The organism is Promicromonospora sp. NPDC059942, from assembly GCF_042731755.1.
Lineage (GTDB): Bacteria > Actinomycetota > Actinomycetes > Actinomycetales > Cellulomonadaceae > Promicromonospora.
Genome location: NZ_JBHWLR010000015.1, coordinates 46938 through 60203, shown reverse-complemented (window position 1 = coordinate 60203; position 13266 = coordinate 46938). Strand labels below are relative to the sequence as shown.

Here is a 13266-nt window from a genome sequence, read left to right as displayed (position 1 = left end):
CCCGTGGTGTGTTCCATTTCGCACCGCGGTTCGTCGTGCCGGTCGACGAGGACGCGCCGCCGCCGCGCCCGTCAGCCCCGCCGCGCCCCGAAGAACTCCCGGAGCAGCGCCCCGCACTCGTCCTCGCGGAAGCCGCCCAGCACCTCGACCTCGTGCAGCGCGCGCTGGTCGCGCACGAGGTCCCACACGGAGCCCGTGGCACCGGCCTTCGGGTCCCACGCGCCGAGGACCAGCCGCCGCACCCTCGACTGCACGAGGGCGCCCGCGCACATCGGGCAGGGCTCCAGCGTGACGACGAGCGTGCAGCCGGACAGCCGCCACTCGCCGCGTGCGGCCGCGGCCGCCCGCATCGCGAGCACCTCGGCGTGGGCGGTCGGGTCCCCCGTCGCCTCCCGCTCGTTGTGCCCGACGCCGATCACCTCGCCCGCCTCGTCGAGCACCAGGGCGCCGACCGGCACGTCGCCGGTGTCCAGGGCACGCCGGGCCTCGTCGAGGGCGACGCCCATCCACCGTTCCCAGTGCGCGCGGCGCTCCGCGGCGCTCAGTCCTGCTGTGTCAGACACACAGGTCACCCTAGTGACCTGTGTGTCTGACGGGGCGGTGCGGGGCCGGAGTGTGGGACTGGCGACTTTCCGGGGCTCCGCACCGCCCCGGCGTTCGACCGCCCGGTAGCGTTGGCCCCATGCGCCTTCACGTCGTCGATCACCCCCTGGTAGCCCACAAGCTGACCGTCCTGCGGGACGAGACCACGGACTCGCCCACCTTCCGCCTGCTGGTCGACGAGCTGGTGACGCTGCTGGCCTACGAGGCCACGCGCGAGATCGCCACCGAGCCGCACGAGGTGAAGACGCCGATCACCACCATGACGGGCACGCGCCTCGCGTCCCCGCCGCCGCTGGTGGTGCCGATCCTGCGGGCGGGCCTGGGCATGCTGGACGGCATGAGCCGCCTGCTCCCGACGGCGGAGGTCGGGTTCCTCGGCCTGGTGCGCGACGAGGAGACGTTCAAGGCCGTCACGTACGCGAACCGCCTGCCCGACGACCTGACCGGCCGCCACGTGTTCCTCATCGACCCGATGCTCGCCACGGGCGGCACGCTGGTCGCGGCGATCGACTACGTGCTGGAGCGCGGTGCGCGCGAGGTCACGGCCGTCTGCCTGCTGGCCGCCCCGGAGGGCATCGCGCTCCTGGAGGAGCACGTGGGCGACCGCGCGAACCTGTCGGTCGTGGTCGCGGCCGTGGACGAGCGCCTCAACGAGAAGGCCTACATCGTGCCCGGCCTGGGCGACGCCGGGGACCGGCTGTACGGCATCGTCTGACGCCGGCGTGGCGCCCCGACCGGGGCGCCCCGGGCGCTAGGCCTGCTCGCCCTCGGAGGTCGCGGGCTCGCAGCCGTCGAGGCCCATCAGCCGCCGCCAAGGGCTGTCCGTCGGCGCCCTGTTCACGGTCCGGGTCGTGAACGCGGCCTGCTCGGCGGACGGGTCGTCCGTCGTCGGCTCGCAGGTGGGCTCGGGCAGCACGCAGTTCTCGCCCTTCACCGCGAACGACTTCTCCACCGTGAAGGAGTTGCCCTCCAGCTCACGCGTCAGCCGCACGGTGACGTTGCCGTCGAGCGTGAACAGGGGCTGATGGGGCAGGGTGAACGTGGTCGACCCGGCCGGGACCGCCTGCTCCTCGCTCGTCGCGCCGGTGGCGTCCTGCACCAGCACACCGCGCCACTCGCGGCCGGTGCCGTTCTGCACCGTCGCCTTGATCTGCACGTTCTGGTCGACGCACTCGGCCGCGGCCTCGACCGTGAGCTGCTCCGCCGTCGGCCAGGTCACCTCGGCACAGGACTTGAAGGCGACGTCGAGCTGGTCGAGCGTCTGGCCCGCCGCCGTCAGCGCCACGGTGTTGGTGCCCCAGGCCACCGGGAACTCGATCACCTCGGTCTGCCCGGCGGGCACGGTCCGGGTGACGTCCCCGACGTGGAACGGCACGGGCAGGGTCGAGGCCGTGTTGTCCGCCGTGACCTGGAAGGTCTGCACCGAGTGGTCCTTCTCGGCGTCGAACACGCAGGACTCGGCCGCCATGGTCCGCTCGCCCGCCGCAGGCTGGATCTGGGCGGCGGCGAAGGACTGCGTCGGGTTGTTGGCGGGCGTGCTCGACGCGTCGGCGAGGTCGCCGTCGGAGTCCGCGACCTCGCGGGAGAGGTGGAACGTTACGTCGCCCGCCGGCATGTGCGTGCGCTCGGTGTTCACGGAGAGGTCCACCGAGCCGCCGGCCGCGACGGGCAGCTTGACGGTCTTGAGCGTGTCCTCGCCCACGGGCACGGACATGACGGCCGACATCGACTCGTTCGTCTTGTTGGTGATCGTGCCCTGGACGGCCACGGTGCCGCCCGAGTTGACGGTCTGCACGCTCGTCGTGGTGTCCCACGCGGGCTGGTAGCAGTCCACCGAACGGTGGTCACCGGCGGCGACGCGGGTCTCGTAGGTGTTGCCGTCCACGGCCGTGGTCAGCACGAACGTGGCCTGGCCGGCCGGAACGCGCAGGCCGTCGTGCACCGTGACCCGGGCGGACTCGCCGGGCGCCACGTCCTTGCCCGTGGACTCGCGGCTGCCGGCCGCCTCGAGGGCGACGCGCACGACGCGCTGGGTCGTGTTGGTGTAGCTGCCGATCACGGCGGCGTCGGCCTTGTCGACCCCGCCGGTGGCGAGGCAGGACGCGGTGACGGTGCCCACGCCGGCACCGGCGTTGGCCCAGGCCGAGGTGGCGACCAGCGTGGCCGAGGCGGAACGTGCGCTGCCGGCGAGGACCGGCCGGACGTTCGCCACGCCCAGCTCGGCGGGCTGCGCCGTGGACGACGCCGCGGTGGTCACGTTCAGCGACACGTCGACAGCGCCGTCCGGCTCGATCTGCGACGACGACAGGTAGGACCCGGAGATCGGCGAGCACAGCCAGGAGTTCGGCAGGTCACCGGCCCCGCACGAGAGCTGCGCCTGCTCCGACGCCGGCTTGACGCCGTCGGGCAGGGACACGGCGACGGCCCAGCCAGGACCGACCGTGCGGTCACCGGTGCTGACCAGCGTGACGGGCAGCGGCGCGCTGCCCGGGCTGGACAGCGAGACGTCCCGGGTCTGCGCGGACAGCTCCGGGCCGAACGCCGCGACCGTGCGGCTCGGCAGGTCGACGTTCATCGCCTGGAGGCCGTCGGCCCAGACCTTGGCGCTCACCGGGTAGTCACCGCCGGCGTTGGCCTGCACCGGCACGACCACGCTGCGCGTCGCGCCCTGGGCGAGCTCGCCGATCGAGCAGAGCACGACGTTGGCCCGCTCGGTCGGCGTGCAGCCGACCGGGGCCTCGACCGGGACGGAGCCCTCGGTGGTGGGCGCGCTGGGCGACGCGCTCGGCGACGTCGGCATCTCGATCTCGCTGGTGGACGAGCCCGCCGAGGCGTCGGCCTTCGCCTCCGACGACGTGCCACCGGTCGCGACGGGCGTCGGCGTGGCCTCGGCGGTGGGCGGCGCACTGCTGGAGATCAGGCGGCCGCCGATCCCCGTCCCGAAGGAGCCCTCCGGCTTCGCGGCGCTGAGCCCGTTCGGGAGCGTGACCTCGAGCTGGGCGCCGGTCGCGTCGGCGGCGCCCGTGTTCTCCACGGTGAACGACAGGTTCTGGCTCTGCCGGGGTGCCAGCGGCTGCGCGGCGTCCGCGTAGTCGACCTCGATGTACGCGGTGTTCTCGTTGGGCACGACGTCGGTCGGCAGCACGGGGTTGCCGCCCTTGACCTCCTCGGCGGAGCCGCCGCCCGGCAGCTCCCGGCCGTCGTTGGTGGCGATCACCGTGTCGATCAGCGTGTCCGCCTCGGGCGGCGCCGTGATCTGCAGCGCCGCGACCAGGCCGACGGCGGCGACGGCGAGCGCGCCCGCGGCCACGCTGCCACCCGTCGCGGCGGCTGCGGCCGACGCGACGGCGCCCGCGGTGGTGGAGACGGCGGACGACACCGCGCCGGAGAACGAGCCGCTCGACGCCGCGCTCATGGCGGAGGCGGAGTGCGCGCCACCGGCCGCCGCGCCCGCGCCGGCCTTCGCGGCGACGACCATGCCGCCGATCGGGGCGCCGGCACCGACCAGGGCGAGGCCGCCCGCGCCCAGCACCAGCGGGGCGATGACGGTCTTCATGCCGTGCGCCACGTCGTGCAGCTCGAGCACGAGGGCGCTGCACGTGGCGCAGGTGGACAGGTGCTCGTCGATCTTGGTGGTCTCGCGCTTGGACAGGCTCGCCCGCACGTACCCGCCGAGCAGCGGGTTGACGGTGCGGCAGGTGTCGGACGGCGCGTGCGTCAGGTGCTGCTGGAGGTACCCGGCCCGCAGCGCCTCCTTGGCGCGGTAGAGCAGGGCGGACACGCCGTTGGGGCTGAGCCCGAGCACGGGCGCGACCTGGGCCGGCTTGAGCTCGTCCACGAGCACGTACCAGAGGACCTCGCGCCACCGCTCCGGCAGGTCGACGTAGGCCTTGGCGATCACGCTGCGCTCGAAGCCCTCGAGCGCCGGGTCGTCCTTCGAGGCCACCCGGCCGAGGACGGACTCGATCTCGTCGTCGGTGCTCGGTCGGGTGCGCGCGGCGCCGCGCGACACGTCGAACGACCGGTGGCGGACCATCGTGTACAGGTACGGGCGGAACCCGGCGTCGGGGCCGACCCCGCGGCGCAGCATCTCGAACAGCTTGCTGAACGCGTCGGCGACGACATCCTCCGCGTCGGCGGCCGGGACGTACTGGCGGGCGAGGGCGCGAGCGGCGGCCGAGTGACGCTCGTAGAGCACGCCAAAAGCATCGCGGTCACCTGACCTGACCTGCAGGATCAGTTCCGCGTCGCTAGGGGTTTCCCCTGTGCTGCTCTCGACTTGCCTCACGTCTACCCAGACTCTCGCGGTGGTCGCGCTGCCGTTGACTGTCGCCGTCCTGCCAAGACTATAGAGCCAGGCGCAAGATTTAGGGGGTGGAATTCCAGATTCCGGGGTGATGCCCGGGTGAAGTCCGGCACGTCACCTCCGAAGGTGCGTCATGATGTATCCCCGTGAGGGTCCCATCAGTATGAGCGAGGCACAGCAGGAGGCGCGGGTGCGTGTGCACGACCTGCGCGAGCGGTGGCGCGCTACGAGTCTGGCGTCGGTATGGATCCGGCCGAACGACTGGGAGCACCCCGCCGCAGAAGCGCTAGCAGAGGCACTGGCCGAGGGCCGTGGCGTGATCGCGCCGGCCGAGCGGCTCGGTGCGGCGCGCGCCGGTGTGGGTGCCGGGATCACCGAGGCCCTGGACGACGTCGCCTGCCTCTACGCCGCCTTCGGGCGCCCCACGGACGTCGGCGCGCTGCGCGCCGCGGCGATCGGCTGGGTCGGGGAGCGCGAGCGCGTGCCCTACCAGATCGCCACGCACGACCCCTCGACCGGTCTGCCCACGGGTGAGTACCTGGGCGAGCGGCTGCGCGAGACCTACGGCGTGGCCCAGCGCACCGGCTCGACCGCGGGCGAGTCCCACTGCCTGCTGGTGCTCGACGTGGGCCTGGAGAACCTCGACACCTGGCAGCGCCTGGCGCGCTCCGCCGCGATCGGCCGCACCCTGCACCAGGTGTTCGGCGAGGGCCACCCGATGGCCGCCGTGGGCGACGGCACGTTCGTGGTGCTGTGCGAGCGCGGTCCGACGACGGCGGAGCTCGGCCAGTCGCTGCGCCGCGTCGTGGAGCGCAACGCCGAGGTGCTCGGCCTGACGACAGAGGTGCGCCGCCCGACCCGGGTGTGGGTCGAGCGGCTCCCCGGGACGCACGGCGACGCCCTGCTCCTCCTGGACCACCTGGCGCGCTGAGGGTCCGGGTGCTCGACGACGAGCACCCGGACCCTCGGCCCTGCCTGACGTACTCAGACCTGCTGCGCTGCGCCGTTCGGCTCGAAGGTGAGGCAGTCGGCGTGGCCCGGGTCCTCGGGGCCCGGTCCCACGCGGATCGACGTCGCGTTGCACTCCAGGTGGTCGTTGTGGGCGCACTCCGCGCGCTGGCAGGCGCCGACGTGGGCGATCACCTTCTCCAGGCCGCCCTTGGTGCTCAGGGGGATGAACGTGGCACAGGCGGCGTCGCCCGCGTGCCCTCCGATGGTGACGGCGCCGGCGTGGCAGCCGTGCTCGTGGTTGTACCCGCAGCCGTCGATCGAGCACTCGACGACCTCGGGCATTTCCATCAGCGTGCTCATGGCATCTCTCCTCGCTCGGTGCGTCACTCCTGCGGAATACACCGATCGTATTCCGAAATGGCGGATCGCGTAGAGCAAGGAATGCCTTACCTATACTCGGGCGTGCATTCTTGATTAACGAAAGAATGGCATTGCTGAAATCAGCCGCGCACCGAGGAAGCGGTCACTCCTCGCGCCGCGGGGCCGGCCGCCAGAGCACCACGGCGCCCCCGCCGGCGGCACGGTGCTCCAGGTCGACGCGCACCGCCGCGCTGCGGACGCGCTGACCACGCTGGACCACCACGACGTCGCCCGCGGCCGGCCCGGCGGCGAACACGCGCCCCTCCTCCTGGACCCGCATCAGCAGGTCGCCGAGGCGCTCCTCCAGGACGGAGACGTGCGCCTCCAGGTCGAGGATCCGCTTGATCCCGGCGAGGTTGATGCCCTCGCCCTGGGCGAGCCGCTGGACCTGGAGCAGGCGTGCGATGTCGCGCCGCGAGTACCGGCGGCCGCGGCCGCGCGTACGCCGGGGCACCACCAGGCCGAGCCGGTCGTACTGCCGCAGCGTCTGCGGGTGCATGCCCGCGAGCTCGGCGGCCTTGGACACGGTGAGCACGGGTGTGTCGTCGTCGACCATGCGCACCTCCCAAGTCTGTTTTGCACTGTTGGTGCGGGCAGGTTAGCCGAACCCGGTGCGGCAGGGCAGCCGCCCCACCGCACCGGTCGTCATTCCGCCGCCCGCGCGGCCAGCCCGGCGCGCACGTCCTCGCCGTCGCTCTCGGCGGCGAACGTCTCCAGCGCCTGCCTGGCCTTCTTGCTGAGCTTCTGCGGCACGGCCACCTGCACGGTGAAGAGCAGGTCACCGGTCGCGTTCGCCGTCCGCACGCCACGGCCCTTGACGCGCAGCACCCGGCCCGACGGCGTGCCCGCGGGCACCTTGAGCCGCACGGTGGCGCCGTCCAGGGTGGGCACCTCCAGCGTGGTGCCGAGCGCCGCCTCCGCGAACGTGACGGGCACGGTCATGCGCAGGTCCACGCCGTCCAGCGTCCAGACCGGGTGGGGCGTGACGTGCACGGTGACCACGAGGTCGCCCGCCGGACCGCCGGCCACCCCGGGCCGGCCCTTGCCGCGCAGCCGGATCTTCTTGCCGTCGTTGATCCCCGCGGGGATCCGGGCCGTGATGGTGCGGCCGTTGACCTCGAGCTCCGCCGTCGTACCCTCCACGGCTGCCCGGAACGGCAGCGTGACCTGGGCGACGACGTCCGCGCCCGGGGTCGGGGTCGTGTATCCGGTGGTTCCCGCGCCGTAGGCCGTTCGGCCTGCGCCGGCGCCGAACATGGAGCCGAGGATGTCCTCGAAGCCGCCGTTCCCGCCCTGCGGGTAGCGGACGCGCGGCCCGCCCCGGCCGCCCGTGCCCTGGGCGCCGCCGAACATGGCGCCCATGATGTCCTCGAACCCGCCGGCCCCGGCACCGCCGGCACCCGCCGAGAAGCGGGCGCCGCCCGCCATGGCGCGCACCGCGTCGTACTGGCGGCGCTGCTCCGCGTCGGAGAGCACCGCGTAGGCCTCGCCGATCTCCTTGAACTTGGACTCCGCCGCGGCGTTCCCCTGGTTCTGGTCGGGGTGGTACTGGCGCGCGAGCTTGCGGTAGGCCTTCTTGACGGCCGCGTCGTCGGCGTCCTTGGACACGCCCAGCACGGCGTAGAAGTCCTTCTCCATCCAGTCCTGACCGGTCATGGCACCTCCTTCCGCACTGTGGCCCGGAAGCCGGGCCCGCCCCCTCAGGGTCGGGCCCGGCCGCCGGGACCAGGACTACTCGGGCCCGACGACGCCTACGCGCGCCGCCCGGACCACCTTGTCGCCGATCTTGTACCCGGGCTCCACCACGAGGTTCACCGTGGCGGCCGTCGCGTCCGCGTCGGTCGAGTGCATGAGCGCCTCGTGCAGGGTGGGGTCGAACTCCTCCCCCACCTTGCCGAACCGCTCGACGCCGAACTTCTGCAGGCTCTGGTCGAGCTTCTCCGCGATCGCCGCCATGGGACCGCTCAGCTCGCCGTGCTGCTTCGCGCGCTCGACGTCGTCGAGCACGGGCAGCAGCGCCGCCAGCACGTCCTGCACGCCCCGGTCGCGCGCGGCGTCCTGGTCGCGCAGCGCCCGGTTGCGGTAGTTCGTGAAGCTGGCCCGCTCGCGCTGCAGCGCGTCCAGGTGCTCCGCCGCCTCGGCCTTGGCCTTGAGGACCGCGGACGCCTCGGCGGCGTCACCGGAGGGCTCGAAGTCGAGCCCGGCCAGCGGGTCGCCAGACGCGTCCCCCTGGGCGGGGGCCGCGGCGGAGTCGTCCGCCGCGGCGGCGTCGTCCGCCGGAGCGGGCTCGGCCGGGCGCGCCTCGTCGCCGGAGGCGTTCACCTTGCGCTTGTCCGTGAACTGGAAGGGGTGCTCCCCCGAGCCCTCGGGCTCGGGGGGTCCCTGCTGGTGCTCGTCCGTCACTTGCGCTCGTCCTCGTCGTCCACGATCTCGGCGTCGACGACGTCCTCGTCCTTGGCGGACTGGGCGTTCGCCGGCTGCGGATTGCCCTCGGCACCCTGCGCCGCGGGCTGCTCGGCCGCGTACAGCGCCTCGCCGATCTTCTGCGACGACGCGCCGAGCTTCTCGTACGAGCTCTTCACGGCGTCGGCGTCCTCGGCCTCGAGCGCGGCCTTCACGGCGGCGATGTCGGCCTCGACCTCGGTGACGACCTCGGCCGGGAGCTTGTCGCGGTTGTCCGCGATCTGCTTCTCCATGGAGTACGCGAAGGCCTCGGCCTGGTTGCGGGTGTCCGCCTCCTCGCGCCGCTTCTTGTCCTCCTCGGCGTGCAGCTCGGCGTCCTTGACCATGCGGTCGATGTCGTCCTTGGGGAGCGCGGAGCCGCCCGTGATCTTCATCGACTGCTCCATGCCCGTGCCGCGGTCCTTGGCGGACACGTGCACGATGCCGTTCGCGTCGATGTCGAACGTGACCTCGATCTGCGGCACGCCGCGCGGGGCCGGCGCGATGCCGGTGAGCTCGAAGACGCCCAGCGGCTTGTTGTCACGGGTGAACTCGCGCTCGCCCTGGAACACCTGGATCGCCACGGACGGCTGGTTGTCGTCCGCCGTGGAGAAGACCTCGCTGCGCTTGGTCGGGATCGCGGTGTTGCGCTCGATGAGCTTGGTCATCACGCCACCCTTGGTCTCGATACCGAGGGACAGCGGGGTGACGTCGATCAGCAGGACGTCCTTGCGGTCACCGGAGATGACGCCGGCCTGCAGCACGGCGCCGACGGCGACGACCTCGTCCGGGTTCACGCCCTTGTTGGGCTCGCGGCCACCGGTGAGCTCCTTGACGACCTCGGTCACGGCGGGCATGCGGGTGGAGCCACCCACGAGCACCACGTGGTCGATGTCGGAGACCGAGATGCCGGCGTCGCGGATCACGGCGTGGAACGGCGCCTTGGTGCGGTCGATGAGGTCCTGCGTCATCTGCTGGAACTGAGCCCGCGTGAGCTTCTCGTCCAGGTGGATGGGGCCGTTCTCGCTCATCGAGAGGTACTGCATCGAGATGTTGGTGCTCGTCGCGGACGAGAGCTCCTTCTTGGCCTGCTCAGCGGCCTCACGGAGGCGCTGCAGGGCGATCTTGTCCTTCGACAGGTCGACGCCCGAGGAGTTCTTCACCTGCTTGATGAGGTGCTCCACGACGCGCTGGTCCCAGTCGTCACCACCGAGGCGGTTGTCGCCGGAGGTGGCGCGCACCTGGATGGTCGAGAAGTCGTCCTCGTCCTTGCCCACCTCGAGGAGGGAGACGTCGAACGTGCCGCCACCGAGGTCGAAGACCAGGATGAGCTCGTCCTCCTTGCCCTTCTCCAGGCCGTAGGCGAGCGCGGCCGCGGTGGGCTCGTTGACGATGCGCTTGACGTCCAGGCCGGCGATCTGGCCGGCGTCCTTGGTCGCCTGACGCTCGGCGTCGTTGAAGTACGCCGGGACCGTGATGACGGCCTCGGTGACGGGCTCGCCCAGGTACTCCTCGGCGTCGCGCTTGAGCTTGCCCAGGATGCGGGCCGAGATCTCCTGCGCGGTGTACTTCTTGTCGTCGATGTCGACGGTCCAGTCCGTGCCCATGTGGCGCTTGACCGAGGAGATGGTGCGGTCCACGTTGGTGACGGCCTGCCGCTTGGCGACCTCACCGACCAGGACCTCGCCCGTCTTGGAGAACGCGACCACCGAGGGGGTGGTCCGCGAGCCCTCCGCGTTGGCGATGACGGTGGGCTCCCCGCCCTCGAGGACTGCCACCACCGAGTTCGTCGTACCGAGGTCGATACCTACTGCGCGTGCCATGTCTGCTGCCTTCCTTCGACAGATTGAGTCTGCTGCACTCAACTTAAGCCGGTGTTCGCGAGGAAGCAAGCCGACCCTCGCAAAGTTGAGTCCACTTCACTCAACTATGAACCGGGCTGAAAAGTTCCCGGCGGGATTATCGTGAGCAGCATGCCCTTCCATGCCGCACTGACGGCCGACGTCGCGCTGCGCGAGCTCAGCAAGGACGACGCCGTCGCGCTCGCCGACGCCTACGTCCGCAACCGCGCGCACCTCGCCCCGTGGGAACCCGAGCGGCCCGAGGAGTTCTACACCGCCGACTGGCACCGGGAGCGCCTGTGGACACAGGTCCTGGAGAACTCGACCGGCCGCGGGCTGTACACCGTGCTCGAGTCGGACGGCCTGATCGTTGGCCGGCTGAACCTCACCGACGTGGTCCACGGGGCCTTCGAGAACGGGCACCTCGGCTACTGGCTGGACGCCGGGTACACCGGGCGCGGCCTGATGACCAGGGCCGTCGGGGCGCTCGTGGCCCACGCCCGGGACGACCTGGGCCTGCACCGCCTGCAGGCGGCCACGCTGCCGCACAACACGGCGTCGCAGGCCGTGCTGACGCAGGTCGGCTTCGAGCGCATCGGGTTCGCGCCCAGCTACCTCAAGATCGCCGGCGAGTGGCAGGACCACGTCGTGTTCCAGCTCATCCTGCACGGTTGATCCGGCCGGCCGGAGCACCACGACACCCCGCCGTCCGCCATCTTTTCGCCCCTGTCAACAGGCGCGACGCTCTCACGTGCGGTACACAAGGGTGCACGGCCGAGGCCACAGGGGGTGGGGCATCGGACGAGTACCCCGCGGGCCAGCCCGCGGGTGCCTGATGCCCGGGACTCCGGGCCCCGACCGGGGGAGACCACCATGGCAAGCATCCACGGGAGCTCGTTGTCGATCGCGCTCCTGACAGCGCTGCTCGATCCCGAAGAAGACGGCCTCAGATCACCTCACGTCCAGGACCTGCTGCAGGAGGCGCTCGAGACGCGCGAGGACGCACGCGACGTGATCGTCGCGCTGCTCGCGTCGTCCGGGTCGATGCTGCGGCAGATCAGCTACCACAACGAGCAGGAACCCCTGGAGTCGCTGCAGAAGGTGGCCCTGGGCTTCCAGCGCAAGGTGGTCCAGCTCCCGAGCTGAGTCACCCCTGTGCGGGACCGGCCGCCACCGACTCCGCGTCGCGCAGCACCCGCAGCGTGTTGCCGCTGGTCAGCTTGCCGAGGTCGGCGTCGGACCAGCCGTTGTCCGCGAGGGCCGCGAGCAGGCGCGGGTAGCCCGTGACGTCCTCCAGCCCCTCGGGCAGGTTGGGCGTGCCGTCGTAGTCGCCGCCGAGGCCCACGTGGTCGACGCCGGCGACCTCCCGCACGTGCTCGACGTGCGCGACGACGTCGGACAGGGTGCTGCGCGGCTGCGGGTGCTCGTCGCGCCACCGCGCCATGAACGGCTCGAACGCGCCGAGGTCCGTGTTGGCGATGCCCTCCTCCGCGGCGGCCCGGGCGCCCTCGGCCCGCCACTCCGCGACGGCGGACGACACGAACTGCGGCACGAACGTCACCATGCACACGCCGCCGTTGGCGGCGAGGGTGCCGAGCACGTCGTCGGGCACGTTGCGGGGGACGTCGCAGACGGCGCGGGCGCTGGAGTGGCTGAAGATCACCGGGGCCGAGGTGACCCGCAGCGCGTGCCGCATGGTGCCCGCGGAGGTGTGCGAGAGGTCCACCAGCATGCCGATGCGGTTCATCTCGCGCACCACGTCCTCGCCGAACGGCGAGAGGCCGCCCAGCACCTCCTCGTCGGTGGCGGAGTCCGCCCACGGCACGTTGTCGTTGTGCGTGAGCGTCATGTACCGCACCCCGAGCGCGTGGAGCATGCGCAGCACGCCCAGCGACCCGTCGATCGAGTGGCCGCCCTCCGCGCCCATGAGGCTGGCGATGCGGCCGTCGCTCCAGGCCTGCTCGACGTCGGCCGCGGTGCGGGCGAGCCGCAGGCTGTCCGGGTACCGCTCGACCAGGCGGTGCACGCAGTCGACCTGCTCGAGCGTGGCCGTCACGGCGGCGCCGCCCTGGAGCTGCGAGGGCACGTACACGGACCAGAACTGGGCGCCCACGCCGCCGTCGCGCAGGCGGGGCAGGTCCGTGTGGGTGGTGGTGAGGCGCTGGGCGATGTCGACGGCGGAGAGGTCGTAGGACGACTGCTCGCGCAGCTCCCACGGGAGGTCGTTGTGCCCGTCCCAGACGGGGTGCTTCTCGAGGAGCGCGGCGAGGCGGTCTGCGGTCGTCATGCGGGCGACGCTACCCCGCCGCCCGGACCCTGCTGAGCCGCGCCCGGAGCTCGTAGGTCGTGAGCAGCTCGCCCGCGCGGCGCACGAGCTGGCCCGTCCGGGCCTCGACGTACTCCAGGTCGGTCCGCTCGGCCGCGACCGTCGTGTACCCGGCCCGCGCCTCCCGCACCTGGCGCCGGGCGGCCGACCGGTCGAGCAGGCCGCCCGCGGCGATCCCGGCGACGGCGACCGCGGAGGGCAGGAGCGCCCAGACCCAGAGCCGCGCGTCGAGGAACAGCAGGACCAGGACGAGCACGGCGGCGGTCATCCCGGCCACCGCCGCGCCGAGCGAGAGCCCGGCGAGCTCGGCCTCGGACCGGCCGGGCAGGAGCTCGCGCCGGATGCCGGGGCGCCACTCGTCGGCCAACGTGCCTCCA

At 72.4% G+C, this 13266-nt stretch carries 13 protein-coding genes; 4 read left to right on the top strand and 9 right to left on the bottom strand.

What is annotated here, in order from left to right; genetic code table 11:
- Positions 1 to 71: 71 nt before the first annotated feature.
- Positions 72 to 506: a nucleoside deaminase gene (locus ACFV9Q_RS21755; RefSeq protein WP_377236204.1), complete on the bottom strand. Its 435-nt coding sequence runs from the start codon at positions 504 to 506 to the stop codon at positions 72 to 74.
- Between the two features lie 176 nt (positions 507 to 682).
- On the opposite strand from ACFV9Q_RS21755, the gene upp reads away from it, so the two are divergent.
- Positions 683 to 1318, top strand: a complete 636-nt coding sequence (gene upp / locus ACFV9Q_RS21750) for a uracil phosphoribosyltransferase (RefSeq protein ID WP_026366119.1) — start codon at positions 683 to 685, stop codon at positions 1316 to 1318.
- Positions 1319 to 1354: 36 nt separating this feature from the next.
- On the opposite strand, the gene ACFV9Q_RS21745 is transcribed toward upp, so the two are convergent.
- A complete protein-coding gene (locus ACFV9Q_RS21745) occupies positions 1355 to 4801 on the bottom strand; it encodes a sigma-70 family RNA polymerase sigma factor (protein ID WP_377236126.1) in 3447 nt (1148 codons plus the stop codon).
- Between the two features lie 271 nt (positions 4802 to 5072).
- Between ACFV9Q_RS21745 and ACFV9Q_RS21740 the strand changes: the two genes are divergently transcribed.
- Positions 5073 to 5840, top strand: coding sequence for a hypothetical protein (locus tag ACFV9Q_RS21740; protein ID WP_285107839.1), 768 nt, complete (start codon positions 5073 to 5075; stop codon positions 5838 to 5840).
- 53 nt (positions 5841 to 5893) lie between these two features.
- On the opposite strand, the gene ACFV9Q_RS21735 is transcribed toward ACFV9Q_RS21740, so the two are convergent.
- The 5 genes from ACFV9Q_RS21735 to dnaK form a co-directional block, all read right to left on the bottom strand.
- Complete coding sequence (locus ACFV9Q_RS21735; protein ID WP_377236125.1) at positions 5894 to 6220, bottom strand: DUF1540 domain-containing protein; 327 nt, start codon at positions 6218 to 6220, stop codon at positions 5894 to 5896.
- A 163-nt stretch (positions 6221 to 6383) separates the two neighbouring features.
- A complete protein-coding gene (locus ACFV9Q_RS21730) occupies positions 6384 to 6836 on the bottom strand; it encodes a heat shock protein transcriptional repressor HspR (protein ID WP_377236124.1) in 453 nt (150 codons plus the stop codon).
- A gap of 89 nt (positions 6837 to 6925) precedes the next feature.
- A complete protein-coding gene (locus tag ACFV9Q_RS21725) occupies positions 6926 to 7936 on the bottom strand; it encodes a DnaJ C-terminal domain-containing protein (RefSeq protein WP_377236123.1) in 1011 nt (336 codons plus the stop codon).
- A gap of 75 nt (positions 7937 to 8011) precedes the next feature.
- Positions 8012 to 8683: a nucleotide exchange factor GrpE gene (grpE, locus tag ACFV9Q_RS21720; protein WP_377236122.1), complete on the bottom strand. Its 672-nt coding sequence runs from the start codon at positions 8681 to 8683 to the stop codon at positions 8012 to 8014.
- Positions 8680 to 10545, bottom strand: coding sequence for a molecular chaperone DnaK (dnaK, locus tag ACFV9Q_RS21715; protein ID WP_377236121.1), 1866 nt, complete (start codon positions 10543 to 10545; stop codon positions 8680 to 8682). The genes grpE and dnaK overlap by 4 nt, the downstream gene beginning before the upstream one ends.
- A gap of 150 nt (positions 10546 to 10695) precedes the next feature.
- On the opposite strand from dnaK, the gene ACFV9Q_RS21710 reads away from it, so the two are divergent.
- Positions 10696 to 11238, top strand: coding sequence for a GNAT family N-acetyltransferase (locus tag ACFV9Q_RS21710; RefSeq protein ID WP_377228830.1), 543 nt, complete (start codon positions 10696 to 10698; stop codon positions 11236 to 11238).
- A 198-nt stretch (positions 11239 to 11436) separates the two neighbouring features.
- Positions 11437 to 11709 carry a hypothetical protein gene (locus ACFV9Q_RS21705; RefSeq protein ID WP_026366117.1) on the top strand — a complete coding sequence of 91 codons (273 nt, stop codon included), beginning with the start codon at positions 11437 to 11439 and terminating at the stop codon, positions 11707 to 11709.
- Between the two features lies 1 nt (position 11710).
- On the opposite strand, the gene ACFV9Q_RS21700 is transcribed toward ACFV9Q_RS21705, so the two are convergent.
- Together ACFV9Q_RS21700 and ACFV9Q_RS21695 are read right to left on the bottom strand one after the other, a co-directional pair.
- Positions 11711 to 12850: a dipeptidase gene (locus tag ACFV9Q_RS21700; protein WP_377236120.1), complete on the bottom strand. Its 1140-nt coding sequence runs from the start codon at positions 12848 to 12850 to the stop codon at positions 11711 to 11713.
- 10 nt (positions 12851 to 12860) lie between these two features.
- Positions 12861 to 13256, bottom strand: a complete 396-nt coding sequence (locus ACFV9Q_RS21695; protein WP_377236119.1) for a hypothetical protein — start codon at positions 13254 to 13256, stop codon at positions 12861 to 12863.
- Positions 13257 to 13266 lie beyond the last annotated feature (10 nt).